General features: G+C 51.8%; 13 protein-coding genes and 1 pseudogene. 9 read left to right on the forward strand and 5 right to left on the reverse strand.

Going from position 1 to position 15,365, the window contains the following annotated elements; genetic code table 11:
- Positions 1-39 precede the first annotated feature (39 nt).
- From CA13_RS18500 to CA13_RS18530, 7 genes are all read left to right on the forward strand, one after another.
- Positions 40-546, forward strand: a complete 507-nt coding sequence (locus tag CA13_RS18500; RefSeq protein WP_419195123.1) for an ABC transporter permease — start codon at positions 40-42, stop codon at positions 544-546.
- Between the two features lie 171 nt (positions 547-717).
- Positions 718-2,790, forward strand: a complete 2,073-nt coding sequence (gene ligA, locus CA13_RS18505) for an NAD-dependent DNA ligase LigA (protein WP_146399091.1) — start codon at positions 718-720, stop codon at positions 2,788-2,790.
- Positions 2,765-4,123, forward strand: coding sequence for an excinuclease ABC subunit UvrC (locus CA13_RS18510; protein ID WP_419194543.1), 1,359 nt, complete (start codon positions 2,765-2,767; stop codon positions 4,121-4,123). The genes ligA and CA13_RS18510 overlap by 26 nt, the downstream gene beginning before the upstream one ends.
- 3 nt (positions 4,124-4,126) lie before the next feature.
- Positions 4,127-5,002, forward strand: a complete 876-nt coding sequence (locus tag CA13_RS18515; protein ID WP_146399093.1) for a DUF58 domain-containing protein — start codon at positions 4,127-4,129, stop codon at positions 5,000-5,002.
- Positions 4,999-5,994, forward strand: coding sequence for a BatD family protein (locus CA13_RS18520; RefSeq protein ID WP_146399096.1), 996 nt, complete (start codon positions 4,999-5,001; stop codon positions 5,992-5,994). Before CA13_RS18515 ends, CA13_RS18520 begins: the two co-directional genes overlap by 4 nt.
- A complete protein-coding gene (locus tag CA13_RS18525; RefSeq protein WP_146399098.1) occupies positions 5,994-7,076 on the forward strand; it encodes a vWA domain-containing protein in 1,083 nt (360 codons plus the stop codon). Before CA13_RS18520 ends, CA13_RS18525 begins: the two co-directional genes overlap by 1 nt.
- Positions 7,077-7,089: 13 nt before the next feature.
- The gene (locus CA13_RS18530) at positions 7,090-8,091 is read left to right on the forward strand and encodes a vWA domain-containing protein (protein WP_146399100.1); all 1,002 of its coding nucleotides are present in this window, start codon (positions 7,090-7,092) and stop codon (positions 8,089-8,091) included.
- Positions 8,092-8,129: 38 nt separating this feature from the next.
- Here the strand turns inward: CA13_RS18530 and CA13_RS18535 are convergent, their stop codons facing one another.
- Genes CA13_RS18535 through CA13_RS18555 form a run of 5 tightly spaced genes read right to left on the reverse strand, consistent with a single transcriptional unit; the run spans position 8,130 to position 13,720 of the window.
- A complete protein-coding gene (locus tag CA13_RS18535) occupies positions 8,130-8,894 on the reverse strand; it encodes an SDR family NAD(P)-dependent oxidoreductase (protein WP_146399102.1) in 765 nt (254 codons plus the stop codon).
- 29 nt (positions 8,895-8,923) lie between these two features.
- Positions 8,924-10,036: a mandelate racemase/muconate lactonizing enzyme family protein gene (locus tag CA13_RS18540; protein WP_146399104.1), complete on the reverse strand. Its 1,113-nt coding sequence runs from the start codon at positions 10,034-10,036 to the stop codon at positions 8,924-8,926.
- A gap of 20 nt (positions 10,037-10,056) precedes the next feature.
- Positions 10,057-11,064 (reverse strand): zinc-binding alcohol dehydrogenase family protein, encoded by a 1,008-nt coding sequence (locus CA13_RS18545; RefSeq protein ID WP_146399106.1) that lies wholly within the window; start codon positions 11,062-11,064, stop codon positions 10,057-10,059.
- Positions 11,065-11,099: 35 nt separating this feature from the next.
- Positions 11,100-12,713 (reverse strand): sodium:solute symporter, encoded by a 1,614-nt coding sequence (locus CA13_RS18550; protein WP_146399108.1) that lies wholly within the window; start codon positions 12,711-12,713, stop codon positions 11,100-11,102.
- Positions 12,710-13,720, reverse strand: coding sequence for a substrate-binding domain-containing protein (locus tag CA13_RS18555; protein WP_419194544.1), 1,011 nt, complete (start codon positions 13,718-13,720; stop codon positions 12,710-12,712). The genes CA13_RS18550 and CA13_RS18555 overlap by 4 nt, the downstream gene beginning before the upstream one ends.
- Before the next feature lie 411 nt (positions 13,721-14,131).
- Here CA13_RS18555 and CA13_RS36135 point away from each other — a divergent pair.
- Positions 14,132-14,638: pseudogene (locus CA13_RS36135) on the forward strand (transposase); the annotation flags it as partial.
- Positions 14,611-15,150, forward strand: coding sequence for a transposase (locus CA13_RS36140; protein ID WP_473087467.1), 540 nt, complete (start codon positions 14,611-14,613; stop codon positions 15,148-15,150). The pseudogene CA13_RS36135 and the gene CA13_RS36140, both read left to right, overlap by 28 nt.
- Positions 15,151-15,365 lie beyond the last annotated feature (215 nt).

A 15,365-nucleotide genomic window follows, 5' to 3' on the forward strand; every position in this document is an offset into this window, starting at 1 on the left:
ACGTCAGAAAGGCCCTTTTTGTTTGCACCCTCGTGAATAATCCGGGCTAACGGCGTTTTACGTCGTATTGCGCTTCATCCAGCTGCCAAAATACAATTGGTCCTCGGCAAGATTCTTGGACGTTTTCTGTTGGGTGTTGTCCAGATTGTCTACCTGTTGGTCGTTAGCAAGTTGCTTTTCGGCATTGATTATGGTGGTAATCTAATGTTGATCGGGGCTACGCTTCTCGTCTTTGCGTGGGGTTGCGCTTCACTCGGTGTCCTGATTGCCGCAGTGGTGACAAATCAAGAGAGCGTTCAAGGTCTATGCACGCTGGGTTCCATCGCCATGGCAGCGCTTGGTGGCTGCTGGTGGCCGCTGGAAATTGTTCCCGATTTTGCGCGTCAAATTGGTGGCCTATTTCCTACCGCGTGGGCAATGGATGCGATGCACCAATTGATTAGTTTTGGCGGAGGGCTTCCGGAGATCATCAATCCGCTACTTTTGATTACTCTGTTCGCAGTTACCACCAGTGTGCTCGCAGCAAAAGTTTTGCGTTTTCAATAGCGTCATCCATGGAGGCTCAATAGCAATCCCAATCGCAATACATCGACCAAAATTTGCGCAAACGCATTAATGATTGAGTAGTGCGAGGGAGGCCGAACGAGGTGGTCACCTGTGGCGGGGTTCCTGCTATGATTTCGGTTCGGACAGAACGAACTGAAATTCGAGGAAACAATGACCGTAAACGATTCGGTTGCTAAGCGTGTAGCGGAGTTGCGGAAGGAAATCCGTCGGCTAGATCATCTCTATTATGTCGAAGCTCAACCGGCGGTTACGGACCTTGAGTATGACCGGTTGCTTGAGGAACTGAAACAGCTTGAGACCGAACACCCCAGTTTGGCGAGTGCGGATTCGCCAACGCAACGAGTCGGCGATGCGCCGGTTGAACATTTGGTGCAAGTTGCGCACGCGGTTCCGATGTTGTCGATCGACAATACTTACAGCCGGGAAGAGCTGAAAGCTTATTTCGATCGTACGGAAAAGTCGCTAGGCGGACCGGCTGAGTGGGTCATGGAATACAAGATCGACGGCGTTGCTGCGTCAATTCGCTACGAGAACGGAACAATCGCTGCCGCGTTGACTCGCGGCAACGGACAAGTTGGCGACGACATCACGCATAACATTCGGACGATTCGCGACGTACCGCTCCGACTTGTCGGTGACGATGTTCCGGCAGTGTTGGAAGTTCGTGGCGAAGTTTACATGACCAACGCCGACTTGGCCGATTTGAATTTAAGGCAAACCGAAGCGGGGGCGGAACCTTATAAGAACACTCGCAATGTTACTGCGGGGACGATTCGGCTACTCGATCCGGCAATTGCAGCACAGCGAAACTTACGTTTTTTTTGTCATGGAGTCGGTCAAGTCGAAGGTCTCACAGCGGAGGATCATATCGCGTTTTTGGACGAAGTTGGAAAGCTTGGCATTCCACCGACACCCGATGTGGTGAAGCTAAAGAACTCGTCGGAGGCACTCAAAGCTGTCGCGGCACTCGAAGAGGCGATGCCCGATCTACCCTTCGAAGTCGATGGAATCGTATTCAAAGTCAACCGCTTTGATCAACGTGATGAACTGGGGATTCGTAGCAAGAGTCCGCGATGGTTGATCGCTTACAAATTTGAACGATACGAAGCGACTACGATTTTGGAGTCGATCCGTGTTCAAGTCGGCAAGACAGGCGCAATCACACCCGTGGCCTATTTGCAGCCAGTCGACATTGCTGACACGACGGTCTCTCGCGCGTCGCTGCATAACGCAGACGAAATCGAACGGTTGGATGTGCGTGAAGGGGACGTGGTAGTCGTTGAAAAGGCAGGAAAAATCATCCCCAAAGTGGTGCGTGTGGAAAAACATGAGCGAAAACGGGAATTGCCGCCGTTTGAATTTCCCAAGCAGTGCCCCGAATGTGGCACCACACTGGTCCGCGACGATGGTGGCGTTTACATTCGTTGTCCCAATCCGACTTGCCCCGCCCAACTACGCCAGCGGTTGATCTATTTCGGCAGCCGCCCGGGGATGGATATCGACGGGCTTGGCGAGGAATTTGTGGACCTATTGATCGGCCGCAATGTCGTTTCCAGTTACGCTGATTTGTACCGTTTGACAGCGGATCAAATCGCGAACCTCAATTGGCTCAAGCAGCGAAAAGGGAAAGACGGCAAGTTGATCGATGTTCAAGTCGGTACCAAGAACGCCGAAAACCTTATCGCAGGAATCAAAGCGAGTCGATCACGGGGACTAGCAAAAGTCCTGTCGTCGATTTCGATACGGCATGTCGGCCCTCGAGTTGCACAGCTGATCACTAGGCAATACCCAACTTTAGAACCATTGCGGGCGGCGTCCGTGGAAGATTTGGCTGCGATTCATGAAATTGGGGATGCGATCGCAATGAGTATGTATGAGTTTCTGCATAGTGACTATGGAACGGAAGTACTCGACGATTTAGCGAGTGCGGGCATTGATTTGTCCCAGCCGCAATCGGAAACTGAAACGGGCGATCTGCCTCTTTTGGGGAAGACACTGGTCGTCACCGGAACACTTGCTCATTATAAACGAGATGAGATTAAAGCGCTGATTGAAAAACTTGGTGGCCGAGCGGCTAGCAGTGTTAGCAAAAGTACCGATTTTGTGGTTGCTGGTGATAAGGCCGGTAGCAAATTGGCCAAGGCAGAAAAGCTTGGCGTCAAGGTGCTCAGCGAAGACGAATTCAAAGCGATGGTGGATGACGGATCAAACGAAGACGAATGACGATGACAACGAACAGCCCCAGGAGTTGGGGTTCGATCATGCTGCCGTAAAGGTAAAGAACTTTCCGCAGGTTCCGGGCGTCTATTTGATGAAAGACGCAGCCGAACGAGTGATTTATGTCGGCAAAGCAAAGAACTTGCGCAGCCGCGCCGGAAGCTATTTTTTGAAAGCGGCCGCGGAGGACCAACGTACCGCGCCGTGGATTGGTGAAATTGCCGACATCGATTTTGTCGAGTGCGAAAGCGAAGTGGACGCGCTGCTGATGGAATCTCGGTTGATTAAGGACATTCAACCCAAGCACAACAAAGATCTCAAAGACGACAAAACATTCCCGTACTTGATGATCACCACACGCGATGAGTTTCCGCGCGTCGAAGTGACACGTGAGCCGCGTGAAAAGGGAGTGAAACTATACGGGCCGTTTCCCAGCGCCGGTTCGCTGCGGGGAGCGATTCAGGTGCTGCAGCGAATTTTTAAATTCCGCACCTGTACGCTCGATATCACCGAATCGGATGAACGTTGGAAATGGTTTCGGCCTTGCCTATTAGCCAGTATCAACCAGTGTACTGCGCCGTGCAATTTTCGTATCAGTAAGGAAGATTACCGACGTGACATTCGGCGTTTGCAAACCTTTATGGAAGGCGGCAAGAAACGTTTGCTCAAGGAAATGCACGACGAGATGATGGCGGCGAGCAAATCGTTAGACTTCGAGCGAGCCGCAGTACTGAGAGACGAAATCGGGATGCTCGAGCGATTGGAGGATCGCGGAGAATTGGATACGCATGTTCAACCCGAGGTCTTTTACATTGATCCACAAAAAGGTTTGTCGGGGCTTCGGAAAGTGCTCGATTTACCTAAAACGCCTCGAACGATCGAAGGGATGGATATCGCGCATTTAGGCGGCGGTGAAACGGTCGCGAGCTTGGTGCAGTTCATTGACGGATTGCCGTTTAAGCCAGGCTATCGGCGGTTTCGTATTCAAGACGTTGACGGAATCGACGATTTTCGCAGCATGTACGAGGTGGTTTCGCGACGTTTCCGCAAATTGTCGGACGATCAAGAATCGTTTCCCGATATCTTGTTGATCGATGGCGGCAAAGGCCAATTGAACGCGGCAATGGCTGCGTTTCGTGATCAAGAAATCACGCCGCCGACGGTGATTTCATTGGCCAAACGTGACGAAGAGATTTTTCGTCCCGGTGAATCGGAGCCAATTCGTTTGAGCAAAAGTGCGTACGCGTTAAGGCTATTACAATACGTCCGCGATGAATCCCATCGGTTTGCCCAACACTATCATCATATTCTGCGATCCAAATCGACATTCGAACGTTAAGCCGTGATCCCTCCTGAAATTCTAAAGAAAATTCGTCGTATTCAAATCCGCACGTCGCATGTCGTCGACGACTTGTTGGCGGGCGGGTGGCATTCGGCATTCAAAGGACGCGGCATCGAATTCGAAGAAGTGCGTCCGTACCAAATCGGTGATGATGTTCGCACGATCGATTGGAATGTGACCGCCCGAGCCGGTGAACCATTCGTTAAGCTGTTTCGCGAAGAACGGGAATTGTCGGTGCAATTGCTCGTCGATATTAGTCCGTCGCAGTTTTTTGGCACGCAAACGCAAACCAAGCGTGAACTCGTCGCTGAACTCGGAGCAACGCTCGCTTTTTCGGCGATCAAGAATAATGACAAAGTCGGTCTGACATTGTTTTCAAATAATGTTGAGAAGTCGATTCCGCCACGCAAAGGGACCCGACATTGTTTGCGATTGATTCGAGAGTTGCTTTACTTTGAACCGAGTGGCCAGGGAACCGATTTGACTTCGGCGATCGAACATCTAAATCGTACGTCGCACCGTAGGAAGGTCGTATTCTTGATCAGCGATTTTGAAGATGAGCATAGCGAAAATACTTTGAAGGTTGCACGCCGACGCCATGAAATTATCCCGGTGGTTGTGCGTGACGAACGAGAATCAACAATGCCCAACGTTGGTTTAGTACGACTTCGCGATGCGGAAACCGGGCAAACCCAATTGATCGATACGTCAAGTGGACGGGTCCGTAGGGCATTTGAGGAAATGGCAAAACAGCGAAGAGAGCGACTCGATGCATCGTTGAAGCGGATGCGCATGTCGGCGATCTATCTTGAAACCGGAAACGATTTCGTCCGACCGTTGCAGCAATACTTTCATCAGCGGGAGCTTCGCCGATGATAAGGTTAAAACGATTCGCATTGCTTGTCATGCTATGTGCGGTAGTGTCGGCGGCACAGGACGCGATGGGTGCTGAATTGGGTTGCTCGACGCAAGTCGATCGCTCCGAGGTAAAGATTCTTGATCCGATCACGCTTTCGATCGTGATTGACGCGCCATCCAATTTGGAGCTCGAATTCTCGGACTCGGAAATCCCTGAGGCAGGGGAGTCACTTGGTCCATTTGAAATTGTTTCGGTGGAGTCAAAGCCTTCCATGCCAATTGGCACGAGTCAGCGCCAATGGCTTTGGCGATTTAAGCTTCAAACGCTGCAAATTGGTGAGCATCAAATCCCTTCGATCGAGATTCGCTATCGACTAAATGGTGAGAGTGAATTGTTGGTGACGGAGCCGGCTACGGTGCATGTGCTTAGCGTACTGACCGACGACGAAAGCCCTTCGAATCCGCGCCCCATCAAAGGGCAAATGTCAGTCGAGACAACCACGCAAAGCTTTGGTTGGTATTGGTGGATTGGATTGGCGTTTGCTGCAACGGTCGTCGGAATTGCGGCGATGGTTTTTGGTAAACGTCGACGAAGGATTGTGCCGACAACGACTCAGTGGACCCTGCGGCGACTCGAGGCGGTTTCGCAGGCAGTTACGGCAAAGGAAATCAATTCTTCGCAGGCCTATTTGCGTACGGCTCGTATCGCTCGTGATTTTGCAGCCTCCCATCATGGACTCGATCCCGAAGTGATGACAACCGACGAAGTCGTCTCAGCGATTCGAACCGGTCCATGGCTCAGCGACGAATCACGGCATCATTTGACATCGCTGTTGCGGGAGGCAGACGAGATGAAGTTTGCTGGGCACAGTGAAACTAATCGGCCTAACACGGATGGCCCAGAAGTCGCAAAGTGCAATGAGACAATCGAATGGCTGCGCAGCTTGGTCCAGGCAGTCGATTCGCAAATGTTGGAATCCCAGGAAATGGCTTCCAAGGAGACGATTTGATGTTCGACGATCCTTGGTTTTTGATTCTGCTGCTTGGTCTGCCGTTTTTGGCTCGGCGGATGTTCGAGATTGAAAAATCGAAATCGGTTCTGTTTAGTTCCACCGCAACGATTGGCGAGATTCCCGTTTCTTGGCGTCAAAGACTCGCTTGGCTTCCTGATGCCTTATTGTTGTTGTCGATTGCTGCGATGATCGTCGCATTGGCCCGGCCCCGAATTGGACGCGAGCAAACCGTCATTGATACCGAGGGCATTGCAATGGAAATTGTCGTCGACCGTTCGGGTAGCATGCAAGCGATGGATTTTCAAATTGACAATCAGAATGTCGACCGGCTAACCGCAATTAAGAATGTTGCTGGGGAGTTTGTTCAAGGCGATCCGACACAAAGTGTCCCCTTAGCAGGCCGCGCCAGTGATCTAATTGGGCTGATTACATTCGCTGGTTATGCCGATGCAATCACTCCACCTACGCTTGATCATGCGTTCTTGCTTGCTCAATTGAACCGGACCCAAATCGTTTCTCAGCAGTCCGAGGATGGAACCGCGATTGGAGACGCGATTAGTTTAGCAGTTGAAAAATTGAATTCGCTCGACGAGGGCCGCGATGAGAAAGTCGCCAGCAAAATTATGATTTTGATGACAGACGGGGAAAACACCGCTGGTGAATTTGAACCCGTCCAAGCCGCTGAACTAGCACAAACCAAAGGAATTCGGATCTACACAATTGGAGTCGGAACCAAGGGGAACGCACCGTTTCCGACGCAAAGCCCGTTCATGGGACGTACGGTAATGCGAATGATGAGAGTCAATATTGACGAGGCGACATTAAAAAAAATTGCTGATGTTACGGGCGGTACCTATTTTCGAGCCACCGACACTGAATCGCTTAAGGCGATCTATGAAACGATTGACCAGCTAGAAAAAACGAAAATGGAATCCCACCAATTTACCGACTACCGCGAAATTGCGGTGCAATCTTTTGATTGGAGTTCGTTTCGTTTTCCGCCAATTGCGATGGTGGCATTGGTGTTTCTGGTGGCAGGCATACTGATGCGACACGCCGTCATACGTGCACTGATTTAAGGAACGATGATCCATGGACATTCAATACGGAAATCTAGTCGCACTTAATGGGTTGTGGTTGGCGATCGGTTGTTTGGCGGTGATGGTTGCAAGTGCCATTTGGCGACGAAATCGATTGAGGCGGTTTGCAACCGCAAATTTGGTTGATCGTTTGGTGCCTCATCATCGTGTTCTTCGCACCACAAGCCATATGATTCTACTCACGATGGCGATCGTCTTTTTGTCCGTGGCATTGGTGGATATTCGCTGGGGAAAGGTGTCGAGGCAGGTTCCGCAAAAGGGAATCGAAGTGATGTTTGTTCTGGACGTTTCGCGATCGATGTTAGCCGAAGACGCGACTCCGAATCGACTCGAACGAGCAAAGCAGCAGATCAGCGATATGCTTGATGCGATGACGGGCGACCGCGTTGGCTTAATCGTGTTCGCAGGCGACGTTCGTCAAGAAATTCCGATGACAAGCCACTATGACGACTTTCGTCGCTCGCTTCGAAACGTTTCGCCTGATAGCGTGTCGCGAGGCGGTTCGCGACTCGGTGATGCAATTCGCGTGGCCGTAGAAGGATTTTTGACAAAAGTGAATGATCACAAGGCAATGGTGATTTTTACCGATGGCGAAGACCAAGAGAGCGAGCCGGTTCAAGTCGCAACACGTGCTTTCGAAGAACATGGTATTCGGATTTTTACCGTTGGACTTGGTGACATCGAGCAGGGCGCGCGAATCCCGCTTGACTCGCAACGCCAACGAGATTATTTGCAGTACGAAGGCCAGCAAGTTTGGTCAAAACTCGATGGTCAGATATTGAGGGCGATTGCAGCTGAAACCGAAGGAGCGTTCATCCCTGCGGGAACGAAACAAGTGGACATGGCTAGTGTCTATCGCGGCTACGTTTCTAACGTCCCTCAGCAATCGTTTGAAACCGCGACGATCAATCAATATGAAGCCCGATTCCAATGGTGGGTAGCTTTGGCTTTGGTATGTTGCGTTGCGGAAATCGTGTGGCGAAAGTCAACTTAACGCTAGCGGAAAAGCATTGCTCAAAACCGTGGGTTCATTCAAAACCCAATTGAGGCACCGCCGTCGATAGGAAAGGTTTGTCCAGTAACAAAGTTCGCTGCGGGCGAACAGAGAAAAACGGCGGCGTTTCCGATGTCCGCTGGTAATCCCATCCGGTTCAAGGGCGTGCGCGAGAGAACCTTTCTCTTTCGCTCGGGATCGCCATCAAACGCTTTGCGAGTCATCGGTGTTTCAATCCATCCTGGGGCGATTGCGTTGATGCGAATCCCTTTCGGGGACCATTCGGTTGCTAGGGCGCGGACGAGTCCGAGCACTGCGGTCTTTGCTGCCGTGTAGCCAATAATATTTGGCACTCCCATGTAGGATGCCATCGAGGCAATAAACAAAATATTCCCCGATTCGCGATCAAACATGCCTGGCGCGACTAAACGTGATAGAGCAAGTGACGCTTTGACGTGCGTTTCGAGCAGTGAGTCAAACTCTTCGTCGCTCGTTTCCATTGCTGGCTTCTTCATGTTTTGCCCAGCGTTGTTCACAAGGATCGAAATCGGGCCATTCAACCGCGCCGCAGCCTCGGTGACGATCTTGTTTCGATCCGAATCTTTTGTGACATCGCCCACGATGTAGATAGCGTTTTGACCGAGTTGGTTAACTGCTTCTTGCAGCGGAGCTTCTCGGCGACCGGTGATCGCCACTTTTGCACCGGCGTGAATCATCGCTTCGGCCATTCCCAAGCCGAGTCCGGTGCCGCCACCGGTAATCAAGGCCACATCGCCCGTTAAGCTAAAGGGAGACTCGTTCATATTCTTCTCAGTGTTGGTAATGGAGTTTGCTAAATTTGATTAATCTTGGCGATGGCTTCCGCCGTCGGTTCCATGCCTGCCCCAGGAGTTTCCGGTGCGACGTAGTAACCATCCTCGACAATCGCGGGGTGCAGCATCCAATCACGCAGCCAAGGAATGTATTCCAGCAAGCTGCAAGCGGGATGGGCAAGGCAAAGGTGTTGGTGAACTTGGCACATGTCGCCAACATGGGGAACGACATCCAAGCGGTAACAATGAGCTAAATCCGCGACTTGCCACCATTCGGTAATGCCAGCCAATCGGACAATGTCGGGTTGGACATAGTGGACCGCACCGGCGTGAATAAAATCACGAAATTGGGTCGCCAAATACAATTGTTCGCCCATGGCGATCGGCGTCGAGATGCTCTGGGCTAGTCGGCGATGCCCTTCTAAATCGTCAAAGCAAATCGGTTCCTCGATCCAAGTGATATCGAAGTCGTGCAATCGTCCGCCGGTTTGAATCGCGCGGGGTAGCGACCAGCGACCGTTCACGTCAGTCATGATGCGAACGTCCGGCCCGAGTGCAGTGCGGACCGCTTCGACACGGCGCAAATCTTCGTTTGCGCTCGGTCCGCCAATTTTGATCTTCACCGCTCGATACCCTTCCTCGTCGATCATGCGTTGACAATCACTGACCAAGGTTTCCATTGGCCAATTCAACCAGCCACCGTCGGTGTTGTAGGCTTCCACTTTTTTCTGATTCGTCCCACCTAGAAGCTTCCAAAGAGGTTGTTCGGCTTGTTTGGCTTTCAAGTCCCACAGCGCAATATCGATTGCACCGAGCGCCAAATGCGTGATCCCAGCTCGGCCGACCCAATAGATTTCACTCTGATGATAGAGTTTTTCCCAAAGGGCTCGCACTTCGCATGGATCTTCTCCGATCAGCAGCGGTCCAAAGCTATTGGTGATGCAATCGACGATCAGTCGGTCCGTTGGCAAATGCGCGTGGGTCCCCGAAAAACCGTAACCGACGTGTCCCGAATCGGTGTGGATCGCCACCCCAGGCGCGCCCCAGTGGGTGATGCTATGTGTGCTATCGGCGATTCCGCCGCGAGTCACGGGCGCGTGGAGAATGAGCGGCCTGAGCTTGGTGATTTTCATGGTGGTTCGTTTGTTGTGGCTTATTCAAAATCGATCATGGCTTTGACTAGCCTCGGTTCTTGGTGAATCGTTGGCAAGCGATCTGCAAGTTCCGCAAACGCGATACGATGAGTAATCAATGGTAATGCATCGACCGACCCATTCTCCATTTGTCGAATCACATCGGCGAAGGATTCGCTTGTTCCCGCGCGGCTGGCGAGCAGTGTCAATTCGCGGCGGTGGAAATTCGGATCGTGGATGGTCAAGTCTCCGATGAATAGGCCGACGAAAACGATTCGCCCGCCATGTTCAGCCAGATCAAAACAGCCGTCCATCGATCGCTGGTTTCCGGTTGCATCAATGATCACATTGGGCAATTGTCCGAGGTGTTCGATCAACCTTTCTTTCCGCCCATCGCCGCCGCGAATGGGCGTCCCGAGGTTCATGGTTTCCGTGGCGAAGCTTAGTCGGTCCGCATTAAGGTCGATGCACGTTAGATTGCACTTGGATGCTTTTGCGAATAAAGCAGTTGCTAATCCGATCGGTCCCATCCCTAGAATCACAACACGATCATGCGGTGTGATCGAGGCTCGTTCCACAGCATGGGCTCCGATCACCAGCGGTTCGACGAGAGCCAATTGATCCCAATCAAGTGAATCACTTTTATGGAGGTATTTCGTCGGGATGGCCATCCGAATTGTATGGCCTCCGTCAACATGGACACCGAGCACGCTGAGTCGATGGCAGCAGTTCGTCTTGCCCGCTCGACATGCGGGGCAGACGCCACAGAAGTCGTAGGCTTCCACTGCACAGTGATCACCTTTTGCTAGACCACTATTGCTTGGTGCTGCGAGGATTTCGACAGCCAATTCATGTCCAAGTCGGCGTGGGTACGAAAAAAAAGGTTGTTTGCCCGCGTACGCGTGGATGTCCGTCCCACAGACACCACAACGACGAACAAGCACGAGTGCTTCGTCGGCACGACAATCCGGTTCGGATGTGTCGGTCCACTCAAACCGCCCCGGTTCTTGAAGTATCAAGGATTGCATGATCGAACACCAAATCTCGGTTTTCTAAACACGGTTTAGGCGAAAAGCCAATAAAGCCCAAGCATCGTTAGGAACAACACAGCGCTGACCAAACGAAAATCGCCGATTCCACGCCATGTTGTTTCGTCGGCACGAAGGCAAGCCATCGGGTTATCCCAAATCAAACGATCACTCTCGGGCGTTGCTACACGTTTCCATATCATCGAAAGTGCAGCCAACATCATCGAGCAGACAACAAACAAATAGAATGCCGCCATCATGAACGGTACATTCCAATGCGTCGTTTCTTTAAACCAATCCAATAGGAATACGCTGAGCCCCAACACAGAACCTGCGTACAAGGTCACTTGTGCGGCTCGCGGTGAAGCTCCCTTCCATAGCACGCCCCATAAAAAGACCGTGGTGATCGGCGGTGCGATGTAACAAATCATCGAATTGACGCCTTGGAAAATACTTTCGAAACGACCTAGAAGTGGCGACCAAACGATCGCAGCAATCATGGCGACAAAGGTTACGATACGGCCAATCACCACTAATTTGTGATCTTCCGTCGCGGGACGCCAACGCTTGAAAAGGTCGTAGCTGAACAATGTCGCCGTTGAATTAAGTGCCCCAGACACCGTTCCCATTAATGCCGCCAACAATGCTGCAGCAACGATTCCTTTGAGGCCGACCGGCAACAAATGGCCGATCATGAACGCATACGTGTCAGCGGAATTGGCGAGCTCATCGGGAAGTTTTCCTTGCTTGATCAATGCCGCGCACATCAACCCAGGCAGAACGAAAATAAAGAGTGGAAAAATCTTGATAAAGCCTGCAAAAAGTGGCCCGATACGAGCATGGTTTTCATCTTTCGCACCTAAGACTCGCTGCACAATCGTTTGATCTGCACACCAATACCAAATGCCAATGACGGGATATCCAAGCAGTACGCTATACCATGGCAAACCCGATGGATCGTCGGCTGGTCGCATTACAGTTAGCTTCACGGGATCGACCGAGTCCGTCAGGCCTGACCAACCGCCCACTTGGTAGTACGCGATCGCTGTGATACAGCAGGCACCCAGCAAAAGGACGATTGTTTGAATCGATTCGGTAATGACCACCGCACTCAACCCGCCGACGATCGTGTAAAGACCGGTCAATGCAGCTGTTAAGATAATACATAGGTAAAGATCCATACCGAACATGCCGTGAAGGACGACAGCGCCAGTGTAAAGCGAGAATCCAATATGAATGAAAACGGCTGAGATAATCGACAAAACCGCTAACCAATCGCGGCAAGCACGGTTGTACCGTTGTTCTAAGAAGTCCGGCAATGTGACGACTTTCGAACGAATGTAAAACGGTGCGAAGAATAACGCCAAGATAATAAGCGTAAACGGTGCCATCCACTCAAAGTTGCCGTAGGCCAAACCATTCACGTAGCCTTCTTGGGCAAGCGAAACAAGATGAATGGTTGAGATGTTTGTTGAAAACAGAGCAAGCCCGATGACTGGCCATGTCAAAGAGCCTCCGGCAAGAAAATAGTCTTTGCCCTCGGAGGTGTTCCCCTTTTTCCGTATTCCAACCCAACAACCAAGCGCGACAATCCCTAGCAGGTAGCCAATGATGATGACGAGGTCTAGAAATTCAATGTCAATCGTCATCGGTAGTTCTCTCGCTTCAGTTCCAAGACTTGTTTTACGTTGTCACGATTAATGATCGCGGCTCCAGCATCAATGTCCGAAGGATGGATACCGTAACGCAAGTAGTGTGTTAGTTGTACTACGGGATAAAATCCCTGAACGTAGGGTTGTTGGTCAACGGTACAGTGGATATGCCCGGCTTGAATCAGACGCAATGTCTCGTTGGACAGATCAAACCCAGCTGACCAGTAACCGTTGTCGCTAAAGTTTTTTTCAATCGCGAGGCCAGCCGATTCGGTATCAGCTTGCCCTGTGCTCAAAACAATGCGAATGTCAGGATGCTGCTGCAGTGCATCGGTGATCACCGCTGCGCCTTTGGCGGAATCATTGCCGGTAATCACGATGGTCCAACGAACGGGCTTGTCTTTCAATACATCCTGCAATCCATGCAATCGATCTTCTAATGCAGAGACTCCTTTATCATGCATCGTCATCAAGACATGAGCGTTTTCGGGGATCTCCGCAGCGACATGTTCGGCTAGGGATCGGCCGGCATCATACAATCGTTGGTTCACTGCGGCTAAACGAGCGTTGGGTGAGTTATGATCGTCCACATTGAATGCCACAACGGGCACACCAGCGTCGATGGCCTCTTGCACTGCAGTGTCGAAGGCGTTGGGATCCACAATGTTCAGTGCGATGCCGTCGTAGCCTTCGGCAACAGCCGCGCGGACCATTGTTGCTTGCGAGTCCAAGTTGACGCCTCGGGTCCCTTTGAATTCGCATGTCACGCCGAGTAGTTTGGCGGCGTCGTTCATGCCTCGTTTGACCGGTTCAAAGAATTTTCCCTCGACCGAACAAGTAATGAACGCGATTCGCAGCGGCTTGTCGGCTCGTACCGTTGCGGGTTTCGGACGCTTGGGATCCGGCTGTTCGGCCAAACTCGGCGGGTGGACCAGTAGAGTTCCGCAGAGCGAGAGTGCGACTAGGAAGCCCAACAGGCCCCCGCGGCATAAGACAATAGACATTAGCAATACTCCCCCCGCAATTTTGGGTGATTCCGGGGCGGTGAAGTTGAGGTGGGTAACGCAAGACAATAAGGGCATAGAGTCTACACCAAATTGAGCGATCGTTTTGCGTTAATTGGTGTCGCCCCGAACGTTAGGATAGCGGTGTTTCGGTAGGCAAAATAGCTTACTTCCCCCGGAATGCAATCTCCTTAGCCAGATGGGTGCATATCGCGGTTTATAATCTAGCTCGGGTTATTCATGAACGTGGAAACAAAAAGGGCCTTTCTGACGTCTAAGTGTTTATCTCACAAGCACTTTCGACTAACCCAAAAGGCCCGAAATGAGTTAACAGTCTGCGCAGCAATTTGTCTTCGGTTCTTGAGCGAATCGGACCGTCGAATTTGAACAAGTCCAGGAGAATCGTTCAACCAAGAGCCGACAACCATCACGCTCGACATGGATACCTTCGATGATCCGGCTCATGGCAACCAGCAGTTGGTTTTCTTTCACGGCTTCTACAACCAGTACCAGTACCAAGTTCGCGCGATCACCTGTGCTGAGAATGACATGATCGTGTTGCCGAGCCTGTTGTTCGGATCAGCTCATGCGAGCTTGGGGGCTGCCGATGATCTGCGGCGCGAAATTGAAAAGATTCGAGCGTGTTTTCCAGACATTTCGATTCACGTGCAAGCGGATTCCGGATTCGCAGTTCCCGAGAGGTACGCCACGCTCGAGCGGATTGCGGGCGTGGTGTACAGCATCGGTTACCAAATGAATTCTCGTGTCAAATGCGAAAGTGACGAGCTATTACAGCAAAGTGTGGCTGCCTTTGAAGCAACCGGCGAAGCTCAGCGAAGTTTTCCCTACTTGATTATCAAACCAAAACGTGGCGACAGTCGCGAAGCGTTGTGGTCAAGTGCGAGGTGCAATCTCTAGCCACCAATCGGCGTGCGGTGGTCAGCAATCGACCTAGCGTGAGCGTTTGCCCTGGAGGCGTTTACGACGAGTATGCCGATCGAGGCGAGAGCGAAAATCGAAACAAAGAACTCAAGTGTGATCTATGCTGCGATCGGCTAAGTGACCATCGCTACATAGCGAATCTGTTTCGAGCGATGATGCATTCGATGGCAGCGAATCTCCTGGTACGGCTTCACGGTATCGTGGAAATCAAGCCCATGATGGACGAACCTGGTTGTAGGGACATCCCGTTGGAAGCTCAGTCGCCAGCGGTGAAGCATCGCCATCACACGCGTCGTCGTCGCGACCCGTTGGGGGAAGGTCACGCTTGCACCTGGCGAACTCGCGTCATCAAAGTGGCTTGCCGCGTGGTCGTTCGCACTCGACGAGTGCGTGTGCTGATCTCTTCGAGTTGGCCGTGGACCAACCCTCTTCGTCGAGTCGCCGAAACGTTGGCTCGATACACACCGCCACTTCAACGAGCGGAGTAAGACAGGCAAGCTGTTGCGCAGCTCGTGTGGGGGAAAGGGGGGGGCATGCGCCGAGCACACCCCCAGAGCCACCGAACTCGCGATCACCACCGAATCGAAGCCCAAACGTGTCTCAACGCCGATCTCATGAATAATCCGGGTTAGGTGAAAAATCACGATCAAAGACCGCCATTGGTTGCGTCCACGGGAGCTTGGTCACTCAACAACCATAGTCG

Source organism: Novipirellula herctigrandis, assembly GCA_007859835.1.
GTDB lineage: Bacteria > Planctomycetota > Planctomycetia > Pirellulales > Pirellulaceae > Novipirellula_A > Novipirellula_A herctigrandis.